13 protein-coding genes are annotated in these 16,485 nt (G+C 71.7%); 5 read left to right on the forward strand and 8 right to left on the reverse strand.

All coding sequences use genetic code 11. The features are described 5' to 3' along the window. Positions 1 to 188 precede the first annotated feature (188 nt). Positions 189 to 515 (forward strand): hypothetical protein, encoded by a 327-nt coding sequence (locus ACFZCP_RS29170; RefSeq protein ID WP_391432319.1) that lies wholly within the window; start codon positions 189 to 191, stop codon positions 513 to 515. Positions 516 to 560: 45 nt separating this feature from the next. On the opposite strand, the gene ACFZCP_RS29175 is transcribed toward ACFZCP_RS29170, so the two are convergent. The 5 genes from ACFZCP_RS29175 to ACFZCP_RS29195 all read right to left on the reverse strand — a co-directional run bounded on the left by ACFZCP_RS29175 (position 561) and on the right by ACFZCP_RS29195 (position 9,210). Beyond that, positions 561 to 1,721 carry a substrate-binding domain-containing protein gene (locus ACFZCP_RS29175; RefSeq protein WP_391432847.1) on the reverse strand — a complete coding sequence of 387 codons (1,161 nt, stop codon included), beginning with the start codon at positions 1,719 to 1,721 and terminating at the stop codon, positions 561 to 563. Between the two features lie 124 nt (positions 1,722 to 1,845). Further along, positions 1,846 to 2,988 carry an ABC transporter permease gene (locus ACFZCP_RS29180; protein WP_391432322.1) on the reverse strand — a complete coding sequence of 381 codons (1,143 nt, stop codon included), beginning with the start codon at positions 2,986 to 2,988 and terminating at the stop codon, positions 1,846 to 1,848. Beyond that, the gene (locus tag ACFZCP_RS29185; RefSeq protein ID WP_391432325.1) at positions 2,985 to 4,529 is read right to left on the reverse strand and encodes an ATP-binding cassette domain-containing protein; all 1,545 of its coding nucleotides are present in this window, start codon (positions 4,527 to 4,529) and stop codon (positions 2,985 to 2,987) included. The genes ACFZCP_RS29180 and ACFZCP_RS29185 overlap by 4 nt, the downstream gene beginning before the upstream one ends. A 346-nt stretch (positions 4,530 to 4,875) precedes the next feature. Continuing rightward, positions 4,876 to 7,779 carry a SpoIIE family protein phosphatase gene (locus tag ACFZCP_RS29190; RefSeq protein WP_391432851.1) on the reverse strand — a complete coding sequence of 968 codons (2,904 nt, stop codon included), beginning with the start codon at positions 7,777 to 7,779 and terminating at the stop codon, positions 4,876 to 4,878. Between the two features lie 462 nt (positions 7,780 to 8,241). After that, a complete protein-coding gene (locus ACFZCP_RS29195; protein ID WP_391432328.1) occupies positions 8,242 to 9,210 on the reverse strand; it encodes a cyclase family protein in 969 nt (322 codons plus the stop codon). Between the two features lie 275 nt (positions 9,211 to 9,485). Here ACFZCP_RS29195 and ACFZCP_RS29200 point away from each other — a divergent pair, with 275 nt between their 5' ends. Beyond that, positions 9,486 to 10,703: a cytochrome P450 gene (locus tag ACFZCP_RS29200; protein ID WP_391432331.1), complete on the forward strand. Its 1,218-nt coding sequence runs from the start codon at positions 9,486 to 9,488 to the stop codon at positions 10,701 to 10,703. A gap of 92 nt (positions 10,704 to 10,795) precedes the next feature. Continuing rightward, positions 10,796 to 11,011, forward strand: a complete 216-nt coding sequence (locus tag ACFZCP_RS29205; protein WP_116152660.1) for a DUF4177 domain-containing protein — start codon at positions 10,796 to 10,798, stop codon at positions 11,009 to 11,011. Between the two features lie 42 nt (positions 11,012 to 11,053). Here ACFZCP_RS29205 and ACFZCP_RS29210 read toward each other — a convergent pair whose 3' ends face one another. The 3 genes from ACFZCP_RS29210 to ACFZCP_RS29220 all read right to left on the reverse strand — a co-directional run bounded on the left by ACFZCP_RS29210 (position 11,054) and on the right by ACFZCP_RS29220 (position 13,752). Next, complete coding sequence (locus ACFZCP_RS29210) at positions 11,054 to 12,550, reverse strand: DEAD/DEAH box helicase (protein WP_391432337.1); 1,497 nt, start codon at positions 12,548 to 12,550, stop codon at positions 11,054 to 11,056. A gap of 172 nt (positions 12,551 to 12,722) precedes the next feature. Beyond that, positions 12,723 to 12,926, reverse strand: coding sequence for a cold-shock protein (locus ACFZCP_RS29215; RefSeq protein ID WP_311699250.1), 204 nt, complete (start codon positions 12,924 to 12,926; stop codon positions 12,723 to 12,725). A gap of 487 nt (positions 12,927 to 13,413) precedes the next feature. After that, positions 13,414 to 13,752: a hemerythrin domain-containing protein gene (locus ACFZCP_RS29220; protein WP_391432341.1), complete on the reverse strand. Its 339-nt coding sequence runs from the start codon at positions 13,750 to 13,752 to the stop codon at positions 13,414 to 13,416. 339 nt (positions 13,753 to 14,091) lie between these two features. Between ACFZCP_RS29220 and ACFZCP_RS29225 the strand changes: the two genes are divergently transcribed. Both ACFZCP_RS29225 and ACFZCP_RS29230 read left to right on the forward strand, forming a co-directional pair. Continuing rightward, a complete protein-coding gene (locus ACFZCP_RS29225) occupies positions 14,092 to 14,568 on the forward strand; it encodes a hypothetical protein (protein ID WP_391432344.1) in 477 nt (158 codons plus the stop codon). A gap of 659 nt (positions 14,569 to 15,227) precedes the next feature. Then, on the forward strand, positions 15,228 to 16,412 hold the full coding sequence (locus ACFZCP_RS29230; protein WP_391432347.1) for a type III polyketide synthase: 1,185 nt from the start codon (positions 15,228 to 15,230) through the stop codon (positions 16,410 to 16,412). Positions 16,413 to 16,485 lie beyond the last annotated feature (73 nt).

The raw sequence follows: 16,485 nt of genomic DNA on the forward strand, positions 1-16,485 counted from the left end.
GGGACGCGGGGCCGCAATCCAAAAGGGCGCCACCGGCGTACTCAGAGGGACAGCCGCGGCCACGGGTGTACGCCCCGGACGGCCGGTCCGGAGCCTGCGACTGCGCCACCGCTCCCTTTGCGGCCGCGGCTGTCCCTCTCGCGGCGCCGCGCGGTGCGCGGGAGGAGGGAAGGAGAGGTGCATCCACCATGCGAGCACAACGCGCGACGCGTCTCGCCGCGGCGTCCGCGGTCGGCATTCTGATGGCCGGCGGCGCCGCGATCGGCACGGCGGGCCCGGCCGCAGCGGCAGCCCCCGCCGTACACACCCATGTCGCCACCGACATGTGCGGCAACTGGGGCCAGAACTGCTTCAACGGCCGCGGGTTCCGTTTCGACCACGGCTTCCGGTTCGACCACGGCTTCCGGTTCAACCACGGGTTCCGGTTCGACAACCGGTTCCGGTTCGACAACCGGTTCGGCTTCGACCACCAGGGCTTCTTCAACCCAGGAGGTGCCGTGATCATCGTTCTCTAGCGGTTCCCCGGACATCGCACCGGCCGGTGCCGGACGGCGGCGCTGTCACCTTCCCCAGATCCGGCGGTATCCCTCCTGGTAGCCCGACGGGTCCCAGGTCGTGGCGCCGTGGCTGTTGTTGGCCGTGGTGACGTGGATGGGTGCCACATATCCGCTGGCGGGGCGGCCGGAGAAGGCGCGGTTGAACTCGTCGACGATCTGCCAGCCCTGCAGGGACAGCGGCTCGGGCACGGTGGCCGCCTGGTACTGCCGGTTGTCGATGCGCTCGAAGGCAGAGGGGTCGCCGTCCCCTGCGCCGATGTTGTACGGCGGCCCGGAGCCCTCCCGGCCCGCGGCGCGGAAGGCCGGGGCGGCATCGGCGAAGTACAGGTCGTTGATGGCGACGGAATACGTCCACCGGCGGGAGAAGCGGGACAGGAGTGAGGAGATCTCCTGAGGTGTGCGGGTGCTCGCGTCCGGGATCGGGATGTTCTCGTACGCCAGCAGCCGCACGCCCCGACAGGTGGCGAGTTCCTTCCTGATCAGGTCGGACTTCTTCCTGGCGAAGGGGATCGAGGCGTCGGTGAACAGGACGACCCCGGCTCTGCCGTTCGATCTCGCGATGACCCATTGCGCGCTGACCGCGGCCACGTCCCCGACCTCGGTGGTGACGTTGGTGAAGAGCTCGGGTCGCCGGCTGGGACCGGGAGAGGCGACCGCATGCCAGCCGATGAGCGGGATATGTGCCGCGTGGGCCCGCGCGGCCTGCTGGGACGTCGCCCCGGCGTCGAAGCCGCCGATGACGATGCCCGAGGGCTTGAGCGCCACGGCCTGGCTCATCGCCGCCTGGGCGCCCGCGGGGGTACCGCCGCCGTCGATCACCCGGACGCGCCAGCCGATGACCCGTGCGGCCTCCTGTACGCCGTCGGCGGCGCCGGCGACGCCGGGATTGGTCATGGTCTGGGCGACGTAGACGATGGTCTTCCGGCTCACCGCCCTGGGGCCGGTGGTGGGCCCGTTCCACGGGATGTCGGTCCGCTCCGCGCTGTCGACGGCGGCCTCGGCCCTGGCATGGGCCTCGGGGCAGCCGCTGGGTCCCGAGGGGGAGGCCTCCGGGCCGTTCGACAGACCACGCTCACAGCCTGCGAGGACGGCTGCCGCGACCAGCAGGGCGGTGGCGGTCGACCGGGGCCCGAGGGCGCCGGGAGCGGCTTTGCGGATGCGGATGCGGTTGCGGTTGCGGTTGCGGTTGCGGTTGCGGTTGCGGTTGCGGTGCACAACGGCTCCTCTCCTGGCTGGGGGCGGGCGGGAGGATGCGCCCCGGGCTCGGTGGTGAGGCACACGGCGTGGGTCATGGAGTGCGGCCGGCCGGGCCTCCGTCCGGGGAGGACGGTGGCCGGGGCGACGCGGCGGGTGCGTCGCCGGCCGCGACGGCGCCGGTGCGCAGGCGCCGGCGGGCGGAGTAGCCCGCCAGGCCGACGGCGAGGAGCAGGGTGGCGCCGTAGAACAGCGGGACCGTCCAGAAGGCGGCCCCCATCTGGGTAATGCCGGTGAGGCCGACGGCGAGGACGGCGACGGCGACGAGGGTGCCCATGGCGTTGGGGCGGCCGGGTTTGATCGCGGTCGAGCCGAGGAGGGCACCGGCGAAGGCGGGCAGCAGGTAGTCGAGTCCGACGCTCGGATTGCCGATCTGCTGCTGGGCCGCGAGCAGCACTCCGGCGAAGCCGACGATCAGCCCCGACACGGCGAAGGCGTAGACGGTGTATCGGCGGGTCGGGATGCCGACGAGGTCGGCGGCGCGCGGGTTCGACCCGATGACGTACAGGTACCGGCCGAGCGGCAGCCGCTCCAGGAGCAGCCAGAGGGCGGCCGCGAGCACGAGCACGTACCAGGCGGGAACCGGAAGGCCGAGGAACCTGGAGTCGTAGAGATCGGTGAAGGCGGCGGGCAGGCCGTGGGGGCCGGGGACGATCCGGCTGCCACCGGTGATCCAGCCGCTCACGGCGTAGAGCATGCTGCCGGTCCCTAGCGTGGCGATGAAGGAGTCGATCCGGCCGAACTCGACGATCACGCCGTTGAGTACGCCCATGACGCCCCCGCCGGCGATCACGACGAGGCAGGCGAACGGCCAGGGCCACCCGTCGTCCACGAGGAGCTTCATCACCATGACGTGCGCCAGGCCGAGGCCGTAGCCGAGGGAGAGGTCGAACGCGCCGGTCACGATGGGCACCATGGCGGCCAGTGCGAGGACGGCCGGGATCGACTGGGTGAACAGGACCGAGTCGACGGTGTCCACGGTGGGAAAGGTGCGCGGCAGGGTGACGGAGAAGACGAGGAGGAGCAGGGCGGTGAGGGCCGGCAGGCCGTAGGCGCCGACGAGGTGCCCGGCCGCGCCGCGTGGCCGGGCCGGGCCCGGGGGCCCCGTCCGTCGGCCGGGTCTGCGCAGCGGTCCCCGGCGCCGGGGGCGAGGCCGGGGCGGGGGCGAGGCGGTCACGGGCTCGTCGCGGTTCCGTCGGCAGGCATGGCCGAGGCCGCCCGGGTGAGCCCCGCCGCCGTGAGAGCCGGACCGCTCAGCTCGGTGGCCACGGTTCCGCGGACGAGGACCAGGGCGCGCCGGCACACCCGCGCGACCTCCTCGAAGTCGGTGGAGACGAGGAGAACCGCGAGGCCGTCGGCAAGCGCCTGGTCGAGCAGGCGGTGGATCGCGGCCTTGGCCCCGACGTCCACGCTCGCCGTCGGTTCCTCCAGGATCAGCAGGCGCAGGTCCGTCCTCAGCCACCGGCCGATCATGACCTTCTGCTGGTTTCCGCCGGACAGGGTCGCGATGGGGGCTTCGCTGTCGCGGGGACGCACCGAGAACCGTTCGATGAGGGTGTCGGCCTCGGCGCGTTCGCGGCGGGGAACGATCCTGCGCAGTGCGGGCAGTCCTGCGGCGCGGGGGTTGGCCAGCAGGTTCTCCCGTACGGTCAGCTCGGGCAGGCAGCCTTCCAGCTGCCGGTCGCCGGGCACGAGGGCGACACCGAGCGCGACGGCGTCGGCGACCGTGCGGGGGCGGTAGGGGCGGCCTGCGAGAAGGGCCCGGCCGCCGAGGAGGGGCCCGGAGCCCGCGAGGGCCCGGCCCAGGTCCGTGTGTCCGGCTCCTGGGAGCCCGACCAGGCCCAGGGCTTCCCCGGCCCTCAGTTCCAGGGTGACCGGTCCCGCCCCGGCGGTCCGTACCCCGTCCAGGGTCAGGACGGCCGGGCCGCCGGACGGGGCCGCGGCCCGGTGGGGGCCGGCCGGCTCCTCGCCGGTGATGTCGTGCACCAGGCGGGCCGGGCCGTGGGCCGCCAGCGCGCCGTGGCTGACCAGGCGGCCGTCGCGCAGGACGGCGAAGGTGTCGGCGACCTCGTACACCTCGTCCAGGCGGTGGCTGACGTAGAGGATGCCGTGCCCCCGGTCGCGCAGGGCGTGCAGGACGCGGAACAGCCGGGCGCAGTCGGCCGCGGGGAGGCGGGCGGTCGGCTCGTCGAGGACGATGAGCCGCGCCCGCGAGGCGAGGGCCCGGGCGATGCCGACGAGGGAACGTTCGGCCGGTCCGAGATGGGCGACCGGTGTGTCGGGGTCGAGATCCGCGGCGAGGGTCCCCAGAGCCTCGGTACAGCGCTCACGGGTGCGCCGCCAGGAGATCAGTCCGGCGCGGCGCTCGTACCCGGTGCTCAGCGCGATGTTCTCGGCGACCGTCATCCACTCGACGAGACCGAGATCCTGGTGGATGAAGGACATGCGGGCCGAAGCGGCACGACTGCCGAGCGGGTGGCCGTCCACCGTGGTGTGTCCCGAGTCGGCGTGGTGGACGCCGGCGAGCACCTTGATGAGGGTGGACTTGCCTGCTCCGTTGGGGCCGAGGAGGGCGAGGACGCTGCCGGCACGGACGTCGAGGTCGACCCCGTCCAGCGCGAGGGTCCCGCCGAACCGCTTGCCGAGCCCGCGGATGCGGACCAGGGGTTCTGCCGCGGAGGGCGGGACCGGAGCAGAGGTGTCGTGAGCGTCGTGCACGGACACCTCCGGGGGTCGGACTGGCTGGTTCTTCCCGACTGGCTTCAGCGATACTAGCGGGCGATATCGCATCATTTCGGGCATATCGCCGCCCAGTGTGGATCCAACGGACCACTCGCCGCGGGTCCGACGGATCGACCGCCTCGGACCCACCGGATCGACCGCCTCGCGGCAACGGATCAACCACCGTCGGACCGATGAATCAAGCCCCGCGGGCACCGGATCAACCGCCGTGGGACCGGTGTATCAACCTGCCGTGGACAACGGATCAACCGCCGCCGGGCCGATGGATCGAGCTTCATGGGCAACGGATCACTCGCCGTGGGCGGATGGGACGACGGTCCGTTCAGACGCCGGCGAGCCCGCATTCGGCCCAGATGACCTTGCCCTGCGGCTTGTACCGGGTGCCCCAGCTCTGTGCCAGCTGTGCCACGAGGAACAGGCCGCGCCCTCCCTCGTCGGTGCTGGCCGCCCGGCGCAGGTGCGGGGCGGTGTTGCTGGTGTCGGAGACCTCGCAGATCAGCGTCCGGTCGTGCAGGAGCCGCACCCGGACGGGCCCGGCGCCGTGCCGGATGGCGTTGGTGACCAGCTCGCTGAGCATCAGCTCCGCGGCGAACGCCGCCTCGTCGAGTCCCCACTCGGCCAGCTGGCGCAGGGCGGCGGCGCGCACGTCACTGACCAGGGCCGGGTCGGCGGCCAGCTCCCAGGTGGCGATCCGGCTGGGGTCGAGGGCGTGGGTGCGGGCGACGAGCAGGGCGATGTCGTCACAGGGATGGGCCGGCGCCACGGTGTCCAGCACCACCTGGCAGGTCTCCTCGGGCGCACGCTCGGGGTGGGCCAGGACGTCGCGCAGCTGGTCGAGCACCAGGTCGACGTCGCGGCTCCGGTCCTCGATGAGTCCGTCGGTGTAGAGGACCAGCTGACTTCCCTCGGGAAGGTGGATCTCCGCCGCCTCGAACGGCAGGCCCCCCAGGCCGAGGGGCGGTCCCGCGGGCAGCTCGGGGAAGGACACGACGCCGTCCGGGTGGACCAGCGCGGGCGGTGGGTGGCCCGCACGGGCCATGGTGCACTGCTGCGTGGTCGGGTCGTAGATGGCGTACAGGCAGGTCGCGCCGATGATGCCGACACCGTCGGCCGCGGGCTCCTCCCGGTCCAGGCGGCCCACGAGATTGTCGAGCTGGATGAGGACCTCGTCCGGAGGGAAGTCGAGTTCGGCGAAACTGCGAGCCGCGGTGCGCAGCCGGCCCATCGTGGCGGCGGAGAGGATGCCGTGGCCGACGACATCGCCGACGAAGAGGCCCACGCGGGCGCCGGACAGGGGGATGACGTCGTACCAGTCGCCCCCGACGTCGGACTCGGCCGGCAGGTAGCGGTGGGCGACCTCCACGGCGTCCTGGTCGGGCAGACCGTGCGGGAGCAGGCTGCGCTGCAGGGCCAGGACCATGGTGCGCTCACGGGTGTAGCGCCGGGCGTTGTCGATGGACAGTGCGGCGCGGGCGGCGAACTCCTGGGCCAGCGAGCGGTCGTCGTCCCCGAAGGGGGCGGGGTTCTGCGCCTGCGCGCGATAGAAGGCGACGACACCGAGGACGACGCCCCGGGCGACGAGCGGCACCGCGATGAGCGAGTGGACGTGCGTCAGCAGCTGCTCGGTGTGCTCGGGATCGTACGCGAGCCAGCCGGCGGCGAGCTTCAGGTCGGGCTCCAGCACGGCCTGACCGCTGGTCAGACATCTCAGGTGGGGCGTGCTCGGGCCGTAGTCGGCCCGCTTGCCGACGGGCAGGAAAGGACAGTCGTCGCGGATGCCGTGCACCACCGCGCGGCGCAGGTCACCGCGGGGATCGGTGGACTCCTCGCCGTGCAGTACGGCCTCGGGCAGGTCGATGGTGACGAAGTCGGCCAGCCGCGGCACCGCTGTCTCGGCGAGCTCCTGCGCGGTGCGGCGCACGTCCAGGGTGGTACCGATGCGGGTGCTGGCCTCGGACAGCAGCTCCAGGCGGCGGCGAGCGGCCAGGGCGTACGTCCCGACGCTCGGCTCCCCCACCATCAGGAGCCCTCGCGTGAGGGACGGGGAGTCGAGGTGATCGCCCGTCGCGCCGTCGCCGCCGTCGGGCGCCGCGCCCTCGCGGCCCGCGGCGACCCGTCCGAATACGGCGTCGGGACGGTGCCCGGACAGGCGCCCGGGCAGGTGGCCGGAGATCGAGGGGCGATGCAGCCGCCAGGGCGCCGCGACGCCGGAACGGTCCACCGGCCGCATGGAGGCGGGGACGGCGGCAGGCTCGGCGGAAAGGCCGGGCGGCTCGTCCATGCGGTGCGGCAGGACGAAGGGCTCGTCCGGTGCGTGGCCGTGCAGAACGGCCTCGATGGCGATGCCTTCCACTCCGGAGGCACTCGTCATCGGACGGCTCAGGAGCGTGACCTGCCGTCCGGCGTGCAGGGGTACGTCGACGGCTGCCCGCTGCGCGCCGGAGATCAGTTCGGCGGCCCTCTCCAGGAGGATCTCCCGGTCACGGGGGTGCAGCTCGACAGCGAGTTCGTCCAGCCCGATACCGCGGTCGGGGGCCGCGGCACCGTCGGCCAGGTAGGCCCGCAGCAGCGCGCGCTCACGGGCGGAACTCTGCCCGAGGAGCCGCCGCTCGATGACCCGGGCCGCATTGCGTATCACGGCGGCCAGCGCGGGGTCGTCGGCACTGCGCGGATAGCCGAGGCACAGGACGCCCTCGATACGGCCACTGAGCGGGTCGCGCACGGGAAGGGCGCGGCAGGCGCTGCCCTGGGAGCGCTCGGCGAAGTGTTCGGCGCCGTAGACCCGGATGAGCCGGCGCTCCGCCAGGGCGAGGCCGATGCCGTTGGTGCCGGCGACCTGCTCGGCGAACACGAACCCCGGCACGCTCTGGATCGCAGGGAGAGTTCTGGCCAGCGACGTCTCGCCGAAACGACGCAGCAGAACCGTCCCGTTCGCGTCGGCGACCGAGATGTTCATGGCAGTGCCGGCGAACCTGGACTGCAGCCGGTCGAGCACCGGCACTGCAGCGCGGATGATCGGGTCGTCCGGGTCGATGTCCTCCCGGAAGGGAAGCTCGGCCTGGTCCGGCGACAGCCCGAGGGACCTGCAGCGCTGCCAGGAACTCAGGATCGGCTTGCGCACGCCCGCCGCAACCGGCTCCCCCTGGAGGAACCGCTCACGGAAACGAGTGGGCCCGGAGCCGCCTGTCGCCTGCCCGGCCGGTATCGGTTCACCGCCGGAACGCATCACGCTCCGCCTCACTTCCGCCCTAGATAATCCACATGTGGTAAATATCCGGCATTGACGAGGATACGGACATTGCGTACGTGAGTCACGATTTCACCAAGCGCTTACCGAGGAGAGCCAGGCAGGGCAGCACGCCGCACCACTCGACCGACTCGGAGGGAGGGCTCGGGGGCGGCACGGCGGAAGGGTTGGGGCAGCAGGTGCGAGGGCCCGGACAGCGGGTGCGAGGGCCCGGACAGCGGGTGCGAGGGCCCGGAACGGCACTTCGGACGGCCGAGAAGCCTCGGGACGGCAGGTACGGAGGCCAGGGGCGGCACCTCGGCCGGCCGAAAGGCCCGGGACACCACGCGCGAAGGCCCGGGACGGCACCTCGGACGGTCGGGAGGCTCGGGGCGGCACGTCGGGACGGTCGGTGCAGCGCGGGGGGCCCTTCCGACGGTCGATGGAGCACGGGGCGGCTCCTCAGAGGACCGCGACCGGATTGACGGGCGAACCCGTCCCGCCCGGGACGTTCAGCGGCGCCACGACGAGCAGGAAGTCGTACCGCCCCGCCTCGGCGGTCGCGGCGGAGAGGGCCTCCAGGTCGAGGTTGTCCAGCAGGGGCACCCCCATGGCGGCCACGGCCAGGGCGTGGACCGGCGAGTGCACTCCCTCGACCGGTGAGGGCCGTACATCGTTGTCGCCGTCCGAGCCGAGCAGCGCGATGCCGCGCTCGGCCAGCAAGGGCACGGCATCCACGTGGAGGCCCGCGCTCGCCGCGTCGGCGTCCCAGGCGCCGAGTTCCTCTCGGCGGCGGACGCGCCCGGTGCGCAGCAGTACCGCGTCGCCCTCGCCGATCGTCACCTGGAGCGCCTCCTCCGCGGCCACGATGTCCCGGGCGTGCACCGCTTGCCCCGGCTCCAGCCAGCCGGTGCCGAGGACCGCCGGGAGGTCGAGCAGCACACCCGTGGCGACCAGGGGCCCGAGTGCCGAGACCGCGCCGAAACGGGCGCCTGCGGCATCGACGGCCTCGTGCGCCGGCCGGCCGTCGTAGAGCTGCCCGCGGTAGGCGATGTGGCACAGCGCGTCGAGATGGGTGAGCGCCTTGCCGTGGTAGTCGGCGGCGATGAAGTCCTTGTGCGTGGAGGGTTCCGGGGCCTCCACGTCCCCGAGGTCGGTCATGTGGTGCAGGGCGGGCCTGCGGTTGTCCGGGCCGGGCCTGGTGTCCCAGGGAAGCGACAGCGGGACGACCGTCCCGGACCGCACGGTGGCCGTGGCCCGCCGCACGAGGTCCGCGGTCACCCGGTTCCAGGCACCGCGGTCGGCCGACGCCCAGCGGCCCCACGTGCGAACCGACTGGAACGTGGCGTCGAACTCCCGGCGGGAGACGGCGGGGCCGTTGCCGGTACCGGCCGGTCCAGGACCCGGAACGTCCATCGAACTGGAGGCCATCTGCACTCACCGTTCCCTGCAGCGGAAGAGCGGCGTCACCGTGATCCGAAATCCAGCTTGGCACATTCCCCACACGGCCCGTCCGGCACCCGACACACGAACCGACGAGCCGACAAGCCGACCGACGATCCACCCCAGGCCCGGCCACTGGTCGCTCGCGGAGGCACCCCTCGGCCAACGGGCATCAGAAACTGGAACCACGAACGGGAAACAGGAACGGGAAACAGGAACGGGAACAATCGGAACCGGGGGGTCGTGAACTGGGGGAAGCTTCCATGGTGACAGCGCACCCGTTTCCGCTCGGCTCCGCGACCACGCTCACGGAGCTGGAGGTCGACCCCCACCCCCGGCTGGCCCTGCTGCGCGCCCACGAACCGGTGTCATGGCTCCCCGTGCTGGGCGGCTGGCTGGTGACCCGACGCGATCTCGCACTGCGCGTGATGCGCGACGCGGCGACCTTCACGGTGGACGACCCCCGCTTCTCCACCGCCCAGGTCGTCGGTCCGAGCATGCTCTCCGTGGAGGGCGCCGAGCACAGGCGGCACCGCGCCCCCTTCGCCGACCCGTTCCGCGCGCAGGACGTGCACGACCGGTTCACCGGGTTCGTGGAACGGGAAGCCACCCGGCTCGTGGAAGGCATCCGGCCGCGTGGCAGCGCCGAACTGCGCCGGGAGGTGGCCGGGCCTCTGGCCGTCGCCGTCGTTGCCGAGTCGCTGGGCCTGGTCGGCGCGGACGCCGGCGCGGTGCTGTCCTGGTACGACGCCATGGTGGGCGCGGTCTCCGACATCACCGCCGGGCTGCCGGCGAACCCCGCCGGGGCAGCGGCGTTCGACCAGCTGCGAGGAAGCGTCGAGGCGACGGTCGCGGCAGGGGGCGAGGCGACGGTCGCAGCAGGAGGCGAGGCGTCGCTGCTGGTCACGGCGGCCGAGAGCAAGCGCCTGACACTGCCGGACGTGGTCGCCAACGCCGCTGTGCTGATGTTCGGCGGCATCGAGACCACCGAGGGCATGATCACCAACGCCGTACTGCACCTGCTCGCGAACCCTGGCCAACTCGCCCTCGTGCGCGCCGATCCGGACCTGGTCGACGCGGCGATCGAGGAATCGCTCCGGCTGGAACCCGCCGCGGCGGTCGTGGACCGCTACGCAACCGCCGACGTGACGATCGGCGGGGCCGACGTGCGGCGCGGTGATCTGGTCGTCGTCTCACTCGCCGGCGCGAACCGCGACCCCGAGACCTTCCAGGACCCCGACGGCTTCGACCTGCGGCGGAGCAACTCCCGCCTCCAGCTGGCCTTCGCGCACGGCCCGCATTTCTGTCTGGGCGCCCACCTTGCCCGTCTGGAAACCCGCGCCTGCCTCCGCGCGCTCCTCGACCGTCTTCCCGGCCTGCGGCTCGACCCGGCCTCGCCCACCGCACCCAGAGGGCTGGTCTTCCGGAAACCCCCGGCTCTGCGCGTCCGCTGGGACCAGCCTTCGCACTCCCCCCGATGACCTGACCCCCACCCCGCCGCACGGGGCAACGGAGAACGGTGATTGGCTGTCCCGGTTCCGTCAGCCAGTCCAACCACGGGAAGGCCCCACCCATGAGCAACCCCTACGCCCTGGAATACAAGGTCGTCACCTTCCGCGAGTCACTGATCGGAGACGCACTGGACAGCGACAAGCTGGAGAAGGTGCTGAACAAGCACGCCGAGGACGGCTGGGCCCTCAAGGCGATCACGGCCGCCGACGTCAAGGGCCGCATAGGTCCCGGCGCGGTCGAGGGCCTGCTGCTCACCCTGGAGCGTCCGCGCCGCTGACGGCTGCCGTTCCTGCGCGGCACGGTGAACGACGGGCTCCGCCTACGCGCCCCGACGGACCCGGGCCGCCTTGCGGGCCTCGGCGATCTGGCGGGCCTCGGCGGACCGGCGAGACCCGCCACCGCCCCCGCCACCGCCGCCGGCCCGGCCCGGGCGCGTGCCCAGACCCCGGAAAGGGGCACCGCCGCGCTTGGGGCGCTCCACGACCGGCTCGCTGCCGTCGACAGGGACACCGGAGGGAGCCTGGGCGCCGGTGATGCGGCTCAGCTCGGCCTCACCGGAGCGGACCTGGGTGGTCTGCGGCCTGATGCCTGCGTCGGACAGGAGACGGGCCATGTCCCGGCGCTGGCCGGGGAGGACCAGCGTGACGACACTGCCGGACTCACCGGCGCGGGCCGTTCGGCCGCCGCGGTGCAGGTAGTCCTTGTGGTCGTTGGGCGGGTCGACGTTGACGACGAGATCGAGGTCGTCGACGTGAATACCCCGAGCAGCGACGTTGGTGGCCACCAGTGCCGTGACGTCGCCGGCCTTGAACTGTGCCAGGGTGCGGGTGCGCTGGGGCTGCGACTTGCCACCATGCAGCGCCGCGGCCCTGACGCCGCTGCTCAGCAGATGCCTGGTGAACCGGTCCACGGCGTGCTTGGTGTCCAGGAACATGATCACGCGCCCGTCGCGGGCAGCGATTTCGGTGGCGGTGGCGTACTTGTCGGCGTCGTGCACCTGCAGCACGTGGTGCTCCATCGTGGTGACCGCGCCCGCCGACGGATCGACCGAATGGACGACCGGGTCATGGAGGTAACGACGGACCAGGAGGTCGATGTTGCGGTCCAGCGTGGCCGAGAACAGCATGCGCTGACCGTCGGGACGTACCTGGTCCAGCAGTTCGGTGACCTGCGGCATGAAGCCCATGTCCGCCATCTGGTCGGCCTCGTCCAGGACGGTGATGTTCACCCGGTCCAGGCGGCAGTCCTTGCGCTCGACGAGATCCGCGAGGCGGCCGGGTGTCGCGACGACCACCTCGGCCCCGGCACGCAGCGCGCCGGCCTGCCTGCCGATCGACATGCCGCCGACCACAGTGGCCAGCCGCAGCTTCAGCAACCGGGCGTACGGGGTGAGCACATCGGTGACCTGCTGGGCCAGCTCGCGCGTCGGGACGAGGACCAGGGCCAGCGGCTTCCGCGCCTCGGCACGCTTCCCGCTGGTGCGCACGAGGAGCGCCAGGCCGAAGGCGAGCGTCTTGCCCGATCCGGTGCGTCCGCGGCCCAGGACGTCGCGCCCTGCGAGCGAGTTCGGCAGCGTGGCGGCCTGGATCGGGAACGGCTCGGTCAGGCCGAGGCTGGTGAGCATCTCCAGCACCTCGACGGGCATGTCCAGTTCACCGAAGGTCGCGACCGCAGGCAGGGCCGGGGTGACGGTGACGGGCAGCGCGAACTCCCCCTGCGGTGCGGAGAGACGGCGCCCGGTGTCGCCCGGACCGGCTCCGCGGCGACCCTGGCTCTGTGGACGGAAACGGTCGTTCGTGCGAGCTGAACGGCTCATGGAGAACCTTCCTCGGCAAGGCACGCATCGAGGAATTCCCGACAGGAACGAGCCGGACGAATTGCAAGAACGAGCCGAATGTGAGACTAAAAGAATTCCACCAGAATGCAGAAAGCAAATATCTGGGGCCCCATCGCAGGACGGGGCCCCAGATATCTCATACGCTTCGACGTCAGGCGGGAGTGATGTTCTCCGCCTGCGGGCCCTTCTGGCCCTGCGTGATGTCGAAGTTCACCTTCTGGCCCTCCTGGAGCTCACGGTAGCCCTGGGTGGCGATGTTCGAGTAGTGGGCGAAGACGTCCGGGCCGCCGCCGTCCTGCTCGATGAAGCCGAAGCCCTTTTCCGCGTTGAACCACTTGACGGTGCCAGTAGCCATGTCACATCTCCTCGGGGACAGTGCCCGCGGGTCCACACCGTGTGAACCCCTGCGTTGCCACGATGAACCCCGTCCGGATTAGCACCGGAGATACAAAAATGCCCCACGACATACAGTCGCCGAGGCACTTGAAGTTTCGGGAACCACAACTGCAACTAGCAGTAAGTTTAGCACGATACACGCATCGGCACTAGCTTCACCCTCAGTGCATGTCCCCGGCCTCACGGGAACACCGGCGCGCCACGCCGACCCGCGTCGACTCCAATAGCTGCAAAAAGCCTGTGGCGGCGCGAATCCCTGTCGGGCCGCACGCGGATTCCCGCCCGCATGCGGCGCCCTGCCCCTACGGGCCAGGGGCGCCGGGCCTGCGCCGAGCGAGCGGGTGCCACTCCCGCCTCCCCTCGGCTGGGGCAGGCCGCTCGATCCGGTCGGTGCAGCCGCGGCTACCGGGCCCAGGGTGCGACCTTGGCAGAAGCGTCGCCGACGGCTACCGGTGGTGCCTGCGCAGTGCCTCGGCCAGCTCGTCACGGTCCTCGGGCAGGGCCTGTGCCTGCCACCGGTCCATGAGCCCCTGGACCTCGGCGATCCCCTCCGTAGCTCGCAGTGCTGCGCCTCCATCGCCAGGACCTGCTCGGCATCGAGGTTCGGGGGGCAGCAACACCGGCCACAGCATCTCGTCCTCGCCGGTGTGGTGGGCGTCCAGGCCGACGACGCACAGCCGCCAGTGCTCGGCGAGGATCCGGGCGTGGGCGGTGTCGGCGGGACGCACGTCCTGGACGAGTTCGGCCGGCAGGTGCGACTCGCGGCGGAACACCTGGTGGATCATCGCCAACTCGCGGGTGCATGGAGTGGACGGTGGAGCCGGACGTGTTGCTCGACGCCATGGAACCGAGTCTTCGCAGCCCAGTTGCAGGGCACTTGCAGCCGACTTGCCCCGCCCTGCCCTTGCATGGCCGGGCAAGAAGCCCACGCCGGGGTGCGGCACCAAGTCCTTGCACCACGGCCTCCAGGCGCGCAGGGCACCTGGTGTCCGGACGACCATGCGTGCAGGGAGCACTGAGCCGACGCAGCCTCAGATTGTCGAACGGGACGGTCCAGCACGGCTGCGACGCCGTGATCACACCAGCCAGAGCGAGATCTCCTCGACGACCGGCGTCATGGGACGATGATCGTCATGTCAGGTCAGGTCTGGGTGTCACTCATATCGTTGGGCGGCGTCGTCCTCGGCGGCATGCTGTCCTACCTCGTCCAGCACAGGACTCAACTGTCGGCGGAACGTGCTGAACGGCAACGGCAGCAGATCGCGTTGTCGGAAACCCGGCGCGCTGAACGGCTGGCGCTGCTGGAGCGGTTCATCGAGGTGTCGGCAGAGGCGGAACGCTGCGCGTACACCCGGCCTTCCGAGTGGGAGGAGACCGACGCCTGGTACCTCACGACCCGGGACGTGATGTACCGCTTCTGGGTCGCGGACCGGCTCATCCGCGTCCAGTTCCCCCCGCCCCTGCATGACACGGCACACGCACACTTCCTCGACCTCAACCGAACCGTGTGGGAAGGCTTGCCCGACGGCGAGAGCGTGCGCGACTACCTGGAGGGCAACCGGTCGGCGTTTCTCGACACGGCCCGTGCGGTCATGGGGTAGCCGACCGCAGAGCTCCGGGGATCTCTTGCGGGACAGCCCTTGGGCGTCGGCCAGGCGAGGTGGGCAAGGCGCAGGCCGCCCAGCACCTCGGCGACGGCACCGTGAGATCGCCGACATCACGTGCCTCCGGGAGAGGCTGCGGATGGAGCGGCCGAGGCTGACCGGCCCGGCGCCCTGGTGACGGCCGCGTGCACCGAAGGCGAGATCCACCGCCTCGGGCTCGCATTCGATGGCGTGTCGCGTCGGACAGCGTGCCGATCGCGGCGCACCGCCTCGCGCTCACGCTCACGCTCACGCTCACGCTCACGCTCACGCTCACGAAGAGTCTCCGTGGTCGAGTCGGTCCATGCCGCCAGGGGGTGTCGCCCGGCTCCGGCGGTAGCACCCGGGAAGCCTCCTGACTGACGGTAGGTCAGGCAGGACCGGCGGATCCGCTCGGAGAGCCCCTGTTTCAGCGGTGTGGGCCGTGTCACGCCCCCCAAAGGCTGCCTAAGTTGTCTTCATCACAGCGGAAATGTCCGTTTAGCGTCCATCCTCGAACCGGATACCGACTCCCTAAGTGGGGCCTATCAGCTGCTTCTTGGGCATCTGGTTCCAAAGTGACCCATGACACAGCACTCATGGCATTTCTGCTTTTTCCCCTGGAAAGGTGCACCATTATGGCCGCTTACCTCTGTCCTCCTGCCGTGATACACGGCGAGCACACCGTGGAGACCAGCCAGATCGTGGCGGAGGTGCGCGAGCGGCACCCGCACGCGGCGTGGGCGCCTCGGATCGACGGCATCGCGGCCAGTACGGGCATCGGGACCCGTGGGTGGATGCTGCCGCTGGAGACCGCCGTCGCGCCGGGCAAGAGCAGCGGCCTGGGGGCTGTCGGCGTCGGACCGGCCCAAGAGGCGCTGGCGCGCGACGGGTTCACCCAGCAGGACGTGGACCGTGTGACAGCCGCCCTCGAAGCGATACCCACGCCGCAGACCGTCCAGGAGCGCACGGCTCCGGCCTGGGAGGCCGTGCAGTCCTACGGGGAGCGTGCGGCGCGCGGGGCCCTGCAGATCGCCGGGCTGGACGCAGCGGACGTCGACTGCCTGATCACCAGCCACTCCACCACTCCGGCGCTGCCGGGTCTGGACGTCTCCCTGGCCAACAAGCTTCAGTTGCGCAACGACGTGATGCTGCTGCCGGCCACCCAGTGGGCCTGCATCGCGGGGACCCGCTCCCTGGCGCTGGCGGCGGAGCTCGTGGCCGCGGACCCCGACCGGGTGGTGCTGGTCGTGATATCGGAGGCGCTGAGCACGACCTACCAGCCCGCGGACGACACCCTTGAGTCCCTGATCGTCCGGTTGCTGTTCGCGGACACCGCGGTCGCCACGGTGGTCACGGGCCGCCCGAGGCGCGAGTCGGTGCTGCGGCTGGACTCCGCCTGGCACCACACCCTGCCCGGCACCCAGGACCTGCACCGCCTGGACACGCGGTCGGACGGCACCCACTTCGTGATGGACCGGCGCGGGCCGCGCGCCGTCCAGGAGACGGTCACCGCGATGTGGGAGTGGCTGCGCGTCCGGTTCCAGGACGACCCCGACTCCTGGCACCCCGACGTGCTGCTCGCGCACCCCGGCGGGACCCGGGTGCTGGAGTACATGGAGCAGACGATGCCCGACGCGTGGCCGTCGGGGCTGCTGGACTACAGCCGGGACAGCTACACCAGCGGCAACCGCGGAGGCGCCGCCGTGTTCGACATCATGCGGCGGGCCCACGACGCCGGGCAGAAGCCGGGCAGTCGCGCCGTCCTGTACGCGGCGGCACCGGGCCTCACCGCCACCGCCCTGGAGGGGGAGTGGCTGTAGGGCGAGCCTGAGCCACCCCTACCGGCGAACGCGCCGCCCGCATCGCCGGTCACGACACCGGTACTCGACACCG

The organism is Streptomyces sp. NPDC007971 (assembly GCF_042958635.1).
In the GTDB taxonomy this organism is placed as follows: domain Bacteria; phylum Actinomycetota; class Actinomycetes; order Streptomycetales; family Streptomycetaceae; genus Streptomyces.